The organism is Pseudoalteromonas sp. A3 (assembly GCF_025942345.1).
GTDB classification, from domain to species: Bacteria; Pseudomonadota; Gammaproteobacteria; order Enterobacterales; family Alteromonadaceae; genus Pseudoalteromonas; species Pseudoalteromonas atlantica.
In genome coordinates this window covers 70,541-86,523 of the sequence record NZ_JAPCKL010000005.1, presented here as the reverse complement: position 1 = coordinate 86,523, position 15,983 = coordinate 70,541, and the positions used below count along the sequence as shown (strand labels likewise).

Here is a 15,983-nt window from a genome sequence, read left to right as displayed (position 1 = left end):
GCCATTACATGAGGCATTAAGAAGATGCCTCATGTTTATTACAGTACACTTTTAACTGTGTAACCACTTCATTAAACCCTGTTTGTAGTGCAAATAATAACGCTTCATCGACCTTATTTTGCGCGGCTAAGCTTTCTATTTGCTGGCAAATATCACTTAACTTTAACGCTGCAACCGATTTAGCAGATGACTTTAAACCATGCGCTTGAAAAGATAAATCGGTGTAATTTAAACTATGTGTATACGCTTCAATTAATTTAACTTGCTCATAAGCGGTCTGTAAAAACGCCTGAAAGACTAAACAATGTACATGCGTATCTTTTCCTAACATCGAAAACAATAAAGGCATATCTAATTGACTGTACATAGAGCTTGCTTGCGCTGTGATTTGCAGCGGCTGTGTATGCGAAGGAACAATGCCTTGCGAGTGTTTCATCAACAGTGCTTTTAGGCTTTCAAGCTCTATCGGTTTAGTTAAAAAACCGTTCATCCCAGCGCTGTAACAATCTTGAATGTTTTTTTCCATTATGTTGGCCGTAACAGCAATAATTATGAGCTCATTGAACTGTGTGTTTTTTCGGATTTTTTTAGCCAATTCAAGGCCATTTAGCAACGGCATTTGAATATCGGTAAGTAGCATATCGAAGGACTTATCTTGGAGCATTTGCCAGGCCTGTTCGCCATTATTTGCAAACGTTGAATTAACACCAAGCATGGTCAGTTGCTGCTTTAAAACCTGCTGATTAGTCAGTTGATCTTCTGCCACCAGCACATTTAATACTGGGAGTTTACCTGAGGCGGAGTCTGCCGGCTCACTGCTGGGGTGACTTATCGGCTCATCAGCTTGTATAGTGGTTAAAGCGCTTTCTTTAAAACCATTAAAGCTAATGGTAAAACACGCGCCTTTATTTATTTGGCTATTTACTTGTAGCTGCCCTTGCATACGCTCTACAAGCTCTTTAGTAATAACTAAACCTATGCCCGTACCATGTGTTTTACTGGTCTCTGCCCCTAGTCTATCAAAGGGCTTAAAAAGCCTTAAAATATCATCTTCTGAAAAACCGCACCCTGTATCTTCAATATCAATATTACAGCGGCTTGAATCAGCAATCTCGCAGCGTATATCTATTTTACCTCGCACTTTGTTATATTTTATTGCGTTGGAAAGTAAATTAAGCAGCACCTGTTTAAAACGGCGCTTATCTACATATAAGTAAATACCTTCAAGGGAGTCAATATTGTGAGTATTTATAGTAACAAGCTCAACTCTGGCAAGTTCGCTCACCATTTCAATACTATGCTGTAGCATGTCTTTCACGGGGGCATATTCAAAATTAAACTGCATATTCCCCGACTCAATAGAAGTTAAATCTAGCACGTCGTTTATTAGTAAAAGTAAATGCTCCCCAGCTTGGTAAATACTTTGCGCATTGTCTTTGTGTACCTCGGTTGCTTTACTGTCATATTGATAAAGCTGCGCTAACCCTAAAATCGCATTTAACGGCGTTCTAAGCTCATGGCTCATACTCGCCATAAAGTCAGACTTAGCCTTACTGGCCGACTCGGCTTGAATTCTCAGCGCGTTTACTTTTTGATGATTAGTAGCAACCTCACCGGCCATTTTATTAAATGCATTTATGACGCTGCCAATCTCATTTTTTTGCTGAACGCTAACGTGGCAATCAAAGTTCCCTTTAGCCAGTTTAGAAAAGGCGACTTCGAGCGCCCGTAAAGGGCTGGTAATTCTATAATCGACCAACCAAGCTAAGCCAATAAAAAACACCACAAGTATAAAAAACTGAATATAAATTAACGTGTAATGTAGCTTAGCCGCTTCGTTTATTTTGTCTTCAAAATTAACGACTAACGTTATTTCAGCCAAAGGTTTATCTAAAAAAGTAATCTGCTCATTTAACGTAACATTGCCCTGCTGCGCTAACAGCTGCCACTCATCTAAAGGATATAACTGATTACCTGTAGTCGGCTCTACTACTCTAATTGCTTTCCAATTAGGGTTTGTATTAAGTTGCGCGTCTATTTGCTCATAAAGCTGTGCGTATTGGCGAGTTAATAAAGGGGTTTTTATTGATGTGGATAGTTGCTGTAAAGAGCGCTGCGCGGCGCTAGAAAGGCCATTGTTTACCCACCTAGCTTGCTCTGGCAAAGCGTAAAAAATAAATAAGCATATTAATAAAAAGCCAAATGCCATTACCGCAATAAAGCTTTGAACCCTTAGGCTGCGCCACCAGTTAATTTTCAACATAAAACGAGCGTAAACCCCATTGCGTTAATTGTTTATAATCGTCAATGCTTGCTTTACTTGGGTTAATTATAGGAATACCCGCTAGTAAGTGTTTTTGTTTAGGGTCGCTCCCTATTTCTATAATTGCTTGTTGAACTTGCGCTTGTACCTGATTATTTACTCTAGGGTGAACCACAATGGGGTGGCGGCTAACCTTACGCGTTTTGTAAATAACTTTTAGCTTTTGCTGCAAATTTTGAGGCTGTTGCTTTAATGTGCCCATCACCCCGCCGCCGGCAGGCGTTGCGTTAAGTGCCACATTTAAATAAACAGATGAGTGCGTTTGAACATACACAGGCTTTATTGTTAAGCCATACAATAGGGCAAGCTCCGCCCGCATTAATAAAGAAGCGCCTAACGCATTAGGCGCAGGAAAAGCAATTTCGGCACCTTCAAGCTGCTTAACGGATTCAATATTACTGTTTTTATTGACCACTAATACGCCTTGCAAATGGCGCGCAGCATCTTTCACTATAGGTAAATAGCCTTGTTTGTTGTAAGCAATCACACTATGCCATGGGTTCATATAAGCAAAATCGTAATCGCCATCTGCAAAACCTTGCTCAAAAACCGGGATTGATTCCACGGTAACAAGCTGTAGTTGTACGCCTGTTTTTTCGGTTACTTTATTAAGAAAGGGCTGCCATATTGCAGTGAGCTTTTGAGGCTCATATTGCGGAACTACACCAAAAGTAAAGGTTTGAGCATAGACACCCATACTATTGAATAAAAAAAGCAAAACAACACTACACTTCATATTAGTCTTACCGTTGTAGGTTTATGACTATAAGCATAGTTAACGAGTGACTAACGCACCATTTTTATTACGTAGAAATTAAGAGGTTATTTAATTAAGGAGGTTTAAGAAAGTTTCAACAAAAAGATAAAAGCAGGCGCCAATACACACCTGCTTAAATATATTACTGCCAGTACGGCTCTATATCAAAAGACGCTAAACGGCTTTGCTCCATTGCACTGACTAAGTAATCTGACTTTTGATCTAGCCACTGTTGAATTTTAGCCAATTGCTCGTCTTCTTGCCCGCCGCAAAGCTGCTTTAAATATTCCAGCGTGCTGAGCTCGTACATACCATGAGAAATATCCAGCCACGGCAGTCTAAATTCTAAGCGCTCTTCTTTGTCAAACAATGACCCTAAGCAATTACCGCTTAATAAGCTGTTTTCTAATTGGGTGCGTAAGCTTAAATAATCTTGTGCTGTAAGCGTTTGCTCTTTAGGAAGTAGCTTATCTAAATTTTGCCAATCTTTATTAAATAAACGTTTAGCAATTTTAGCTACTGGCTGCTCTGCCGCCTGTAGTTGAGTTTGCCCCCAAAACTTACGCCATTGTTTATCTACCAACCAAGTAGTCAACGACAGCAATAAACGGTTGTATCGCGCGCTTTGAAACAAAGCATTAATATCATCAATGCTTGGCTGTAGCTCTTTTAAATCGTTAATAACTTGCGCTAATGCAGGCGCTGCATTTATTTTTTTATAAAATGCATGGCGTTTAGATGTATAAGTTTTTAGCTGAATTGCATTTTCAACCCAGGCTAATTCACTTAACAGCCACTTTAACTCTGTTCTTAATTGCTCAGTACTGTCTTTACTTACAATATCGTCAAACAACCAAAAATTATGCCTAATTAAGCTAATGCCATCAGTCACACGTTTGAGCGTTTTTAAACTTGGCTTGTCAAAGTAACACTGCTCATGCTTTTGCACAAAACGAATACCAAAGTTCATGGCCTCTATTAGTGCTTGCTCTTGAGTTGCTTGTTTTTTTAATTTTACAAACCCAATAGACTTACTTGGTTTAAGCGGTGTTTCATCGGCTAGTCGGTAGCCTCTAGCTGCTTTTGAATAAAGCCCTAAACGAATACAGTTTTGGCTAACAAGTTTATCTGCCAAAGCAAATAGCTCGTCTCTGTTGCCCTCAACAAGCTCTATTTCTAGCTCGCTAATAATATCAACCTTACCCGATGCTGCTATTTCGCCTTTATCTAGCACGACTTCAATTTTTGCGCCATTTGGAGTTTCTATTAACCAAGTACGACGAATAAAGTTAGTGCTAAAAATAGGATATAAATTATCGCTAATAGCATTCACTTGCATACCATGAGGCCAAATAGCATTATTAAATGCTAATAAATCAGGACGGCTTGATTCAATTGGTAAGTTGTATTCAGGACGTTGGTGTAGCCCACCCACAACTTCGCCAGCAAGCTTTATTGTTTGTTCGCATTTACTGTCGGCACAGCGGGTTCTAAAACCTATATCAAGGGCTCTAAGCTCTCTACTTGGGGTATCGTAATAGGCATTTTGCAAACTACGTGAAGGTTTATTAATAACCGTTTTAGCAAATTGTGTGATTAGCGAGGGGATCAGTGGAACAACGGCATCTGATACCAAAAACTTCAGTTCTATCTCAGTATCCATTAGGGTTGAGGATTACCTTTAAAATAAATAAGTGCTCAAAATAAACAAAGCCACCTCATTTTGCAAATTTTTTAACCTTTTTGGCTGAGCAACGCCCGCACTGGGTTACAATATCAACCTTGCTATTAACGCGTTTAATCCATACTATCTCACTACTTATGTGAAAATCTCAATCACAACCACAACGGACACGGATAGACTAACAAGGTAGATAAATGCTAAAACACTGTTTACTAGGGCTACTTTTAACAGCCACCTCGTTTATAAGCCAAGCACAAGAAGCTCAAACAGCCAATTCATCAGATGCAAATTCAGCTTATATAATCGATAATCTATATACCTTTATGCGCTCTGGCGCAGGTAAAAACTACCGCTTACTTGGCTCTGTAGATGCGGGTACTAAATTAACCGTGCTATCAAAAGAAGAAAACGGCTTTATAAAAATAAAAGACGATAAAGACCGTGAAGGTTGGGTTGAGTCTAAATTTATATCGCAAACGCCAGGGCTTCATCAGCAGTATCAAACACTCAGTAGCGAAATGAGCACAGTGCAAAACAAACTACGCCAAGCACAAGTTGAACTACCCCAGTTACAAGAACATAATCAAAGCTTAACTAATCAAAACAAATTGCTTAATCAACAAATTACTGAGCTGCAAACAACGCTTGAGCAAGAACGCGCTCAAAAACAAGCAGCCACTGCAAAAGAAAAACGCCAACTACTTACTTATGGTGGCGCTATTGCTTTTATAGGTTTGTTTTTAGGTATTATACTTACCGTTGTACTTTCGCGCCGTAAGCGCTACGAAGGGTGGGCTTAATTAACCTAAACCTTGGTTAACTAAGTTTAATAGCCGCTGGCTAATCATTAAAAAAGCACCCTTAGGTGCTTTTTTAATGTGTGTGTAATGTATTGCAATAAGCATTTGGTTTTTAAATATCCAAACGTAAACCAGGATCCTGCTTAATTTTTTCTATTACCATGTAAGTATGGTGAGTACCTACTCCCGGAATATCGACTAAGTCTCCTAGCACCTGTCGATACTCATCCATATCCGAGACCCTAATTTTTAGCAGGTAGTCGTACCCTCCCGCTACCATATCGCACTCTACAACTTGCTCAATTTTAAGTATATGCTCTTTAAATACTTTAAAAACAGCCGTGTTAGATGTCACCAGCGATACTTGCACATGTGCTACTAAGCTCTGATTCAGCTTTTGTTCGCTAAGCTTTGCGAAGTACCCTTCTATATAGCCTTCTTGCTCTAAACGTTTTACACGGTCAAGGCATGGACTAGGACTTAAATTAACCTGTTTTGCTAGGTTAACATTAGAAATTCTGCCGTTCTTTTGAAGAACGTCTAATATTGCTAAATCGATACGATCAAGCAGGCGTAATCTATTTGGACTTGTCATACAGAATTTTATACGGATAAGTTGAAAATATGCCCTGTAAATTATCGTAAATCGTGAAATTTAACCAGCATATTCTGCTGAAATTTAATTAGAATGCACGCATTACATCACTGGTAATTTATTGGTAGCAAAGTTGCTTTAGCTCAACAGCCCAAGCACATAAATTTTGTTCTACTATTTACATATTAACATTCCTAAGGGTTGCTTATGTTATTCAATGGCGATTTGACAACAACCTGTCCTACAAGACAGAAAATTCGTGATTTTTACCGCATTGATGAAAATGCTGTTATTGATCATATTTTACCACTTGCAGAAGTGGGTGTTAAAGCACGAAGCCGTGCATGGGAAAGAGCTCGCCAGATTGTTTTAAACATTCGAAAAGATCAAGACGGTCAAAGCGGTGTAGACGCACTTTTAAATGAATTCTCACTCTCTAGTGAGGAAGGTGTAGTGTTAATGTGTTTGGCCGAAGCCCTACTTCGCGTACCAGACAAAGCCACGCAAGATACGTTAATTCGTGACAAGCTTGCTAAAGGTGATTGGAGTTCTCATTTAGGAAGCAGCGATTCTTTATTCGTTAATGCTTCTTCGTGGGGATTATTAGTAACCGGTAAAATGGTTAACTACACAGATAAAACCAAAGAACAGCAATTTGGCATGCTTAAAAAGACCATAGGTCGTTTAGGCGAGCCTGTGATTCGCAAGTCTGTAAACTTTGCCATGAAAATTATGGGTAAGCAGTTCGTTATGGGTCGCACCATTGACGAAGCCATTGAACGCGCAGCTGAAAAAGAGCAAAAAGGCTACGTTTACTCATACGACATGCTAGGCGAAGGCGCGCGCACAATGAAAGATGCCAAGCGTTACTTCGACAGCTACATGAACGCAATCCATGCAATTGGTAAAGCGGCAAATGGCCGTGGCCCAGTTAAAAGCCCAGGTATTTCAGTTAAACTTTCTGCTATTCATCCACGTTATGAGTTTACGCATAAAGACCGCGTAATGGCCGAAATTGTACCTAAACTGAAAGAGCTCGCGCTTGCTGCTAAAAAGTACGACATTGGCTTTACAGTTGATGCAGAAGAAGCTGACCGCTTAGATATTTCTCTAGATGTTATAGAAGCGGTATTCAGCGATGAAGATTTAGGTAACTGGCAAGGTTTTGGTTTAGCCGTACAAGCATACCAAAAGCGCGCTATTTTTGTTATTGAATGGGTAACTGAACTTGCTACTCGTGTAGGCCGTAAAATGATGGTTCGCCTTGTAAAAGGTGCCTACTGGGATACAGAAATTAAAACCACGCAACAAGATGGTTTAGAGCACTACCCAGTATTTACGCGTAAAGCAACTACCGATGTATCTTACAAAGCTTGTGCTATTAGAATGCTAGAAGCACGCGATGTACTGTACCCGCAATTTGCAACACACAACGCTTACACTGCAGCCACTATTTTAGAAGTTGCTAAAGGCGATAACACCGGATTTGAATTCCAGCGTTTACACGGTATGGGCGAATCTTTATTTGACCAAATCGTAAATGAAGAAAAAATTCAATGCCGTGTTTATGCACCCGTTGGCCAGCACGAAGACCTACTTGCCTACTTAGTACGTCGTTTACTAGAAAATGGCGCTAACTCATCGTTTGTAAACGCCATTGTAGATACCACTAAACCTGTTGAGTCGCTATTACCTGATCCAGTAGAAACACTGCAAGGTTTACGTAATAAGTACAATACGCAAATTAAAATGCCAATCGACTTATACGGCGATGAACGTGCTAACTCTAAAGGCATGGACTTAACCGATATTAATGTAATTACGCCATTCAAAGAAAACCTTGAAAACTGGTTTAACGATCACTTAATTGATCAAAGCCAAGTACCTGAAGGCGCATTAGCAGTTAAAAACCCAGCTAATCACAACGAAATCATCGGCCACGTTAAACTGCAATCTGGCGATGAGATGAAAGACATTTTGGCCAATGCAGAAGCGGCGTTTGAGTCATGGTCACAAACATCTGTAAAAGAGCGTGCTAATTTATTACGCCGCGTGGCAGATATTCTAGAGCGTCACCACGACGAGCTCGTCGCTATTTGTATTAAAGAAGCCGGTAAAATTGCGCAAGATGGTATTGACGAAGTACGTGAAGCCGTTGATTTTTGTCGTTACTACGCGGCACGTGCAGAAGAACTTGCAAGCGATGAGCGCTTTGAAGCACGCGGTGTAATTTTATGTATTAGCCCGTGGAACTTCCCGCTTGCTATTTTCTTAGGTCAGGTGGCCGCTGCGATAGTGACTGGTAATACTGTTATTGCAAAACCTGCAGAGCAAACAAGCTTAATCGCACTTCGCGCTATTGAGTTAATGCTTTCGGTTGGCTTACCAGAGCATGTAGTACAGCCGGTGATTGCCCGTGGTTCTGAGGTAGGTAAAACAATCGTACCTGATGAGCGTATTCAGGCAGTTATGTTTACTGGTTCTACAGAAACAGGCACACTGATTTCACAAACACTGGCTGCGCGTAACGATATTCAAGTACCGTTAATTGCAGAAACCGGTGGCCAAAACTGTATGATTGTGGATTCAACAGCGCTGCCAGAGCAAGTTGTTGATGATGTAATAAGCTCAGGTTTTCAAAGTGCAGGCCAGCGCTGTTCAGCACTGCGTGTATTATTTATACAAGAAGATGTAGCCGATGGCATTATTGAAATGCTTAAAGGCGCACTCGCCGAGCTGCATATTGGCGATCCGTCATTACTTTCTACCGATGTAGGCCCAGTAATTGATGAAAAAGCCCTTAAAACGCTAAATGATCATGTTGAATACTTAAAAGGTAATGCAACACTTCATTACGAATGTAAGATCCCTGATAACACCGAAAATGGCGCCTACTTTTTTGCCCCTCGTTTATACGAAATCGAAGATTTATCAGTACTTAAGCGTGAAGTATTTGGTCCATGTGTGCACATTATTCGCTTTAAAGCGAATGATATCGACAACGTGATTGACCAAATTAACAACACAGGTTATGGCTTAACAATGGGTGTTCATTCACGTATTGAAGAGCGTTGTGAGTACCTAGCTAAAATGTCGCGTGCGGGTAACGTATATGTAAACCGCAACATGATTGGTGCCATTGTAGGTGTGCAACCATTTGGTGGCCGTGGTTTATCTGGTACTGGCCCTAAAGCCGGTGGCCCTAACTACCTGCAGCGTTTAGTAAAAGAGAAAGCATCACCTGATAACGTACAAATGACTAACCTAACGCCAGATGAGCTTGATTTACACCATTACAGCGGTGCAAACGAGCAAGTTGAAAAGCTAATGGCTAACTCAATGCGCGATGAGAAAATTTGGCGTGCAACACCGTTAAATGACCGTGTATCGGCTGTTCGTCAGTTGCTTGCTAAAGTAGCAACGGTCGAAATTATTGATGATCTAGCGGACGATTTGGCATTAACGCTTTCAGAAGCGCGTGCACAACTTAACCGTTTAGAAAAACACATGCGTAAGTTTACTACTTTGCCTGGGCCTACTGGTGAATCAAACACCTTGCACCTTGAAGCACGTGGTTGTGTAGTATGTTATGCAGATAAAAGCACGTCATTTAACTTTTGGGCGCTTTCAATCATTACAGCACTTGCTGCAGGTAATACAGTAATTACGGTAGCATCAGAGCTATTTTACGATGAAGCGGTAGCCTTTAAAGATAAGTTTATTGCCACAGGCGTTGCTGAGGGCGTGTTCCAGGTTGCAAAACCTAATCAGCTACAAGCTATTTTGGCTCACCCTCACTTAGCGGGTGCGGTGGTTGCTGCACGTTCGTCTCGTTTAGGTTACTTCAGCCAACAACTTGCACAGCGTAAAGGCGCTATTTTACCAGTAATTACTTCAGAGTATTACGATACGTTAATTAAGCGCTTAATTACTGAAAAAACGATCAGTATAGATACTACCGCATCTGGTGGTAATACTTCACTGATGACCCTAGTAGAAGATGACGAATAGCCCATCTAGTACTAATTAACTAAAAATGTAAAAAAAGGCACTTAAAAGTGCCTTTTTTTTTACCCTGCAACGTATAATGATGATAATTTAAACAAAGATCCATTACAGAAGTAAAAAAATTGAAAGTTATCTCTATTTCGCAATTACAGCCTGGCATGTTTGTTCAAAGTGTTACAAAACAAACTGGGCGCATAAAAATTAAGAACCAAGGCTGGGTTAAGACTCAGGCGAGTATCGATAAGCTCAAAAAAGCGGGCATTTTAGAAATAGAGATAGATCCAGATAAAACATTAACTACACCCGAGCCCGACACTCAAGCCCCTGCGCCTAAGGCAGAGATTAAAAAACGCGACCCTTGGCTTAAAGTTCACAGTAGTGAACAAGAAATGGGCAAAGCTAAAAAGCTCTACGACGAAGCTAAAACACTTCAACAAAAGGCCTTTGGCGATATAAAAGCGGGTAGAAATATAGACATAGCGCCTTTTAAAGAGCTTGCCAGTGGCTTTATGGACTCTATTTTTAGAAACCAAGATGCCCTAGCCTGCTTAACCCAAATGCGCCAAAAAGATGCTTACTTATTAGAGCACTCTATCAACGTTTCTATTTTAATGGGTATTTTTGCAAAGCACTTAGGCATAGAGCGCGACATTATTGTAGAGCTCACTACAGGTGCTTTGTTACATGACATAGGAAAAATTAAAATTCCTGACGAAGTGCTCAATAAACCGGGTCGCTTTAGTGATGACGAATTTAAAATTATGCAAAACCATGCTCTGTATTCTAAGCAAATTTTAGAAGAAGCGGGGTTAACGGGGATTGCTGTAGATATTGCCGGCCTACACCATGAGCGCTTAGACGGAAAAGGCTATCCGTTTGCCAAAAAAGGCGATGAGATAAGCCAATACGTACGTATGGCGTCAATTGTAGATGTATATGATGCACTTACGGCAGAGCGGGTATATAAAGCAGGTATGGAGCCTATAAAAGCGTTTAAAATTTTAAAAGATGGTTGCCCTGATAGCTTTGATGGTGAGCTACTTACTAAGTTTATCCAATGTATTGGCATTCACCCTGTAGGCACCTTAGTGCGCTTATCTAGCCAAAAAGTAGGCTTGGTTACACAGAGTAACCCTGAAACACCTTTAAAGCCGGTGGTTAAAACATTTTATAGTGCTAAACACGGTCGCTACACGGAAATGCAAGATATAAACTTGGCAAATAAAAAAACAGCTGACAAGCTCGAATCAACCGTTAAGCCGACCGACTACAACATTGATTTAGAGCGCTTTTACAAAAACGCTATTTTACCTTGAGTTAAAAAGTAAAGCCGCAGTTTTGCGGCTTTACTTTATTAGCTGCGCTTTATTGCGGCCAATCCTGCAAAGCTTTAATACTGAATTCATAACCATCAAAATCAAGTACACTTTGCTCTGGGGTAATTTCGCGCACTTTTAGTGCCCCTATGCTCTCCCCTTCGTGTAGCTCTCTGCCATTAAGCTTTATCCAGCGTTTATCTGCACTTGAAGAGTATATATGTGCTTGGTATTTAATGCTTGGCAGCATGGCTTGTAAGCCATCAGGTAATAGCTCAACCGGTTTAACTCGAGATGAGCTGCGTGAGGCCTGGGTTACTTCGTAATCTTGTTCTTGCTCCGAGTCTTTTATCGCTTGCGCAAAGGCATCTTTTAATTTACTCGGTACAGCATCAAGCTCCGGACTACTTTGCGGCGCTTGCGTGCTTGGGGTATTCTCACCATTCAGTGGTTTTCCAAGCACTTTATACTTGCTCATATCTAAACCTGCTGAGCTTGTATTTTGTGTTTGTGGCTGCATAAATTGCGTGTTTTGGCCGTGTGCATTATAAGCAAGTGGATTATAGCTTTGCGTATTAGGTAGCTGTGCATTGTAAGTCTGCTGATTAAACGCATTTTGATTATACCCGTTAGCATTTATAGGGGGTTGCACATTGTAACCTGGTTGCTGCTGCGCCGGATTATCATTAATAGGGATATATTGCCCTTGTGGGGTAAGCAACATTTTTTGTACCCCGGTAGGTGTTTGTACATACACCAACTGCCCTTCAATCGTTGCTTTATTACTATTTTTTTCAGCCTCTGAAGACGGTGATGTTACAGGCTTTTCGGCTTTATTTTGCGCTGTAGTTGGCTCATCTGTTACTGCTTGTTTTTGTTTTTTGCTATCAGTGCTAACAACGTCAACCGGCTGGGTTGTTTTTAATAGTGCGCTGCTTTGAAACCACTTACCCGCTGTAAAGCCACCCGCTATGGCAATAAATGCTGCAATTGCGCCACCAAGTAGCCACACCATTTTTTTATAGCGCGTAAGTGCTTGCTGCTGTTTTAACTGCGCTGACTGCAAATCATATTGCTCGGCGCTCATATCTGCTTGTTGAGATTGCTTTAATGCATCTAATAAATAAGACATAAATTACCTAACTATATAATAAACGACATGCCAACACCTACTGCAAACAAAGCAGCAAATGCTAAGTAATAATAAACACGGCCAGTGGATTTAGGCGCATTATTCTGCGCAGCCACAAAGTCCATAGGCAGTGATTCTTGGGCTGATTGTTTTATAATATCACTATCAACAATAAGCTGCTGCTTAGAAAAAGCCCCGACTAACGCGCGCTCACAGACTAAATTCATTAAGCGTGGAATGCCGCCAGTTAACTGATGTACAGCTTGCATCGCATCGAGCGAAAACACGCCTTTATCACACCCGGCAATATGTAAACGATGCTTTATATACGCAACTGTTTGCCCTTGGGTGAGCGGTAATAAATGATAACGTGCTGTAATTCGCTGCGCTAACTGCCTAAGCTCAGTACGTTTTAATAATGCCTGAAGCTCTGGTTGACCCACTAAGACTATTTGTAACAGTTTTTTATGATCAGTTTCTATGTTGGTTAATAGTCGTAATTGCTCAAGCACATCGGGGGCAAGGAGCTGCGCTTCATCAATAATTAAAATTGTGTGCCCGCCCGCTTTGTTATTAGCCTCTAGGTGCTGCTTAATAATGTCGGTTAAACTTTTAAGGGTGGCATTTTGGGCATCGTAAGTAATGTTTAGCTCATCACAAATACTGGCCAAAAGTTCAAGCTCCGACAGTGCCGGATTATGGATCATTGCAACTTGAGTGTTCTCTGGCAGTTGCTCTAACATACTGCGGGTAATGGTGGTTTTGCCTGTTCCCACTTCGCCGGTTAGCAATACAAACCCGCCATCTTCGCCTAAACCATAGGTTAAGTGGGCAAGTGCCTCTTTGTGGCGTTCGCTTAAAAATAAATAATGGGGGTTGGGCGAGATCGAAAATGGCTTTTCGCTCAAGCCAAAGTAGCTTAAATACACCGCAATGTTCCTTCGTCATTAAAACTCGGCCTATAATGGCAAAAAAAACGACAAAGTAACAACGTTGTATGCGCTTTATTATTGAAATAACGTAAATTTATGTAAAACAAAAAAGCGCCGCTAAATTTAGCGGCGCTTTTGTATTAAAGCTAAGTGCTTGGCTATTTTATTTTACTTAGTTTTCGTAACGCACCAAACGTAAATACACGTCACTGGTTTTAGCATGTAAGCTATTAAGCCCACTATCAAACTGGTAAACCCATGCTGAGCTCATCGTGCTTACCCCTGAGGTATTACTCCAGTAGTTTTGCAATTTAGTGCCTAAAAACACCTCTTCGTTAATACTTGGTTCGGTGCAGCTGTGCTCTAAAATACTGGCAAGCTCTTTAACATTAGGCACCTGCCAATCGTCGTAATCGGCAGTGGTGTCGTTTTCTGCGCCTCTAAGTGCTTCTTGCCAATTAAGTGACGGAGAAGAGCCTGTACATGTTTCAGTGTCGCTATCGTAAACTTGTCCGTAGCTACAACGTTGCCACATTAGGCCTGTTTCTGTATCTAACACTGTGCCATCGTCATTAAGGGTGAAGCGAGTGGTTGGGGTTGTTGTATCCGCCCCGTCGTAACACGTTTGCGCTGCGACTAGTTGAAAGCTTGCGCTAAATACAGCCATTGAAAATAGTAAGCATGTTTTCATGATTTTCTCCTATCGGCTTCTGACTAAACGTACATACGCGTATTTTTCTTTCGGGTAGGCTAAGTCATTCCCGTTGCTCATATCGATAATGTACGCTTGCGATAAGCTGGTACCATCGGCTGCAGTTTGTGATGTCCAGTACGGTAAATTCACATCATCTATAGCGCCTGCTTCTGGCATATTTGGAAAAAACGCTTCATCAATTAATACGTTTTCGCCCTGCTTGCCATAATCTATTAAGCTCAACAGCTCAGTGTAAGTTGGTAAGCGCCAATTGGTACCGCCGCAAAAATCTAAGTCGTTCACTTCATTTATATAGGTTTGCACACCACAGCTTGTATCATCTGGACAGGTGGTATTAGCGGTACTGGTATCGGTAAAGGTTGTCGTGCCTAAATCCCAAAAGTAATGATTTTGGCCATCGCGTAAGGTGGTATTAGGTAATGTACCTGACTCTACACTTTTCACTTCCCATACAAGCCCCGTTACGTTGTCGCGTATACAAGTAAAGTCGTCACTATCATCCGCTACTTCATCAGCAAACTGATTTAGCTTAGTGTAGTCAAACGCAAGGTTACCTTGGCCTGCTTTATCGAGTTGGTTGGCAAAGCTGTCTCGACCAAGCTCTGCATCTTGACCCGGAAAGTCACTACTTTGGCAATTGATACGCTGGGTATTGTTATAACACTCGCCTAGGCCACTGTCGTTAATTAACCCTAATGCTTTTGGTGATACGTCAATAAATACGGTATCGGTGTCAGTGCGCCCTTTAGAATCAGTAACAGTGACTTCAAAGCTCAACGTGGTATCTAAATCAACGTCGGAGGCAAAAAATGTCGTGGTACATTGGCTAGTATTTGCCAGCGTTTCGGCATTGCCCGTTAATTGTTGCCAGCTACATGAAAACGTATCTGTTAGGGTGTCACTTTCACTTGCATCTAAGGTCACTTCCTCAAATTCTTCAACGTTTTGGTCATCTCCGGCATTGGCCACAACCAGCTCGTCTGTTTTATTTAATGTCATACTGTATTCAGTACTTGCCTCGCCGCCCTCGTCGTCGGTAACGCTTAATTGCCATATTAAATTAGTATTTGATTCAAGCAGCGGGTGGCTAAAACTTACCGTAGAGTTGTCAAAGTCGGTTACATCTAAATCAGGGCCTGAAATTAATTGCCACTGATAGCTATTAATTTGGCTATTTTCATCAGGGTCGCTCGACTCTTCAGCGCTTAACGTTACGGTGTCGTTATAGGTTGAAGGCAGTGTTTCTGGGGCTGTTTGACTAACAACAGCAAGCGGTAATTGATTACTTGAGGTAATAAATATGCTCACGTTGTCACTAACTAAGCTGCCATTATCTGTTTGATAGCTTACAGATAGTACAAGTTCACTATCGGCTTTAACATCGGGCGCAGTAATTGTTTGCTCTGCACCTTCAAGCGGGAAGCCGTCCACAGATGGGCCGCTAACGCGCTGCCAAGTAAAGGTACCGTCGGCTGGTGAGCCTTGTGCGGTGATTGTAAACTCTGTTTTTTCTACAACTTGAAGATCGGTTCCGGCATTAACCGAGGTTTCAACAGTAGAGTCTTCACTACCGCCGCCTCCACCGCCACAGGCAGCCAATAAAAAACAAGATATAAGGGGAGTAAAAGCAAACGCTTTCATAAAACGCACCTATAATGTCAAATAATTACTATAGTGTAATCACTAGCAATAAAGGTGCCATTTAGAGTTATACCAATTCG

At 41.2% G+C, this 15,983-nt stretch carries 11 protein-coding genes; 3 read left to right on the top strand and 8 right to left on the bottom strand.

Translation table 11 applies throughout. The features are described from left to right. Window positions 1-16 precede the first annotated feature (16 nt). The 3 genes from OIZ54_RS10865 to OIZ54_RS10855 all read right to left on the bottom strand — a co-directional run bounded on the left by OIZ54_RS10865 (window position 17) and on the right by OIZ54_RS10855 (window position 4,743). On the bottom strand, window positions 17-2,263 hold the full coding sequence (locus OIZ54_RS10865; protein ID WP_264390398.1) for an ATP-binding protein: 2,247 nt from the start codon (window positions 2,261-2,263) through the stop codon (window positions 17-19). Next, complete coding sequence (locus tag OIZ54_RS10860) at window positions 2,250-3,059, bottom strand: phosphate/phosphite/phosphonate ABC transporter substrate-binding protein (RefSeq protein ID WP_264390397.1); 810 nt, start codon at window positions 3,057-3,059, stop codon at window positions 2,250-2,252. The genes OIZ54_RS10865 and OIZ54_RS10860 overlap by 14 nt, the downstream gene beginning before the upstream one ends. A gap of 163 nt (window positions 3,060-3,222) precedes the next feature. After that, a complete protein-coding gene (locus tag OIZ54_RS10855) occupies window positions 3,223-4,743 on the bottom strand; it encodes a CYTH and CHAD domain-containing protein (protein ID WP_024034312.1) in 1,521 nt (506 codons plus the stop codon). A gap of 215 nt (window positions 4,744-4,958) precedes the next feature. On the opposite strand from OIZ54_RS10855, the gene OIZ54_RS10850 reads away from it, so the two are divergent. Continuing rightward, window positions 4,959-5,564 (top strand): TIGR04211 family SH3 domain-containing protein, encoded by a 606-nt coding sequence (locus OIZ54_RS10850; RefSeq protein WP_024034313.1) that lies wholly within the window; start codon window positions 4,959-4,961, stop codon window positions 5,562-5,564. Window positions 5,565-5,676: 112 nt separating this feature from the next. Here OIZ54_RS10850 and OIZ54_RS10845 read toward each other — a convergent pair whose 3' ends face one another. Continuing rightward, window positions 5,677-6,159, bottom strand: a complete 483-nt coding sequence (locus OIZ54_RS10845; RefSeq protein ID WP_055252943.1) for a winged helix-turn-helix transcriptional regulator — start codon at window positions 6,157-6,159, stop codon at window positions 5,677-5,679. A 207-nt stretch (window positions 6,160-6,366) separates the two neighbouring features. On the opposite strand from OIZ54_RS10845, the gene putA reads away from it, so the two are divergent. After that, the gene (gene putA, locus OIZ54_RS10840) at window positions 6,367-10,170 is read left to right on the top strand and encodes a bifunctional proline dehydrogenase/L-glutamate gamma-semialdehyde dehydrogenase PutA (protein ID WP_264390396.1); all 3,804 of its coding nucleotides are present in this window, start codon (window positions 6,367-6,369) and stop codon (window positions 10,168-10,170) included. A gap of 119 nt (window positions 10,171-10,289) precedes the next feature. Beyond that, the gene (locus OIZ54_RS10835; RefSeq protein ID WP_264390395.1) at window positions 10,290-11,483 is read left to right on the top strand and encodes an HD-GYP domain-containing protein; all 1,194 of its coding nucleotides are present in this window, start codon (window positions 10,290-10,292) and stop codon (window positions 11,481-11,483) included. Window positions 11,484-11,532: 49 nt separating this feature from the next. Here the strand turns inward: OIZ54_RS10835 and OIZ54_RS10830 are convergent, their stop codons facing one another. The 4 genes from OIZ54_RS10830 to OIZ54_RS10815 form a co-directional block, all read right to left on the bottom strand. Then, window positions 11,533-12,615 carry a general secretion pathway protein GspB gene (locus OIZ54_RS10830; protein ID WP_264390394.1) on the bottom strand — a complete coding sequence of 361 codons (1,083 nt, stop codon included), beginning with the start codon at window positions 12,613-12,615 and terminating at the stop codon, window positions 11,533-11,535. 11 nt (window positions 12,616-12,626) lie between these two features. Continuing rightward, on the bottom strand, window positions 12,627-13,544 hold the full coding sequence (locus OIZ54_RS10825) for an ExeA family protein (RefSeq protein ID WP_024034318.1): 918 nt from the start codon (window positions 13,542-13,544) through the stop codon (window positions 12,627-12,629). 175 nt (window positions 13,545-13,719) lie between these two features. Further along, a complete protein-coding gene (locus tag OIZ54_RS10820) occupies window positions 13,720-14,238 on the bottom strand; it encodes a DUF1566 domain-containing protein (protein ID WP_096042124.1) in 519 nt (172 codons plus the stop codon). Window positions 14,239-14,247: 9 nt separating this feature from the next. Next, entirely contained in the window at window positions 14,248-15,903 is a 1,656-nt protein-coding gene (locus OIZ54_RS10815) for a DUF1566 domain-containing protein (RefSeq protein ID WP_264390393.1), read from the bottom strand. Between the last annotated feature and the right edge of the window lie 80 nt (window positions 15,904-15,983).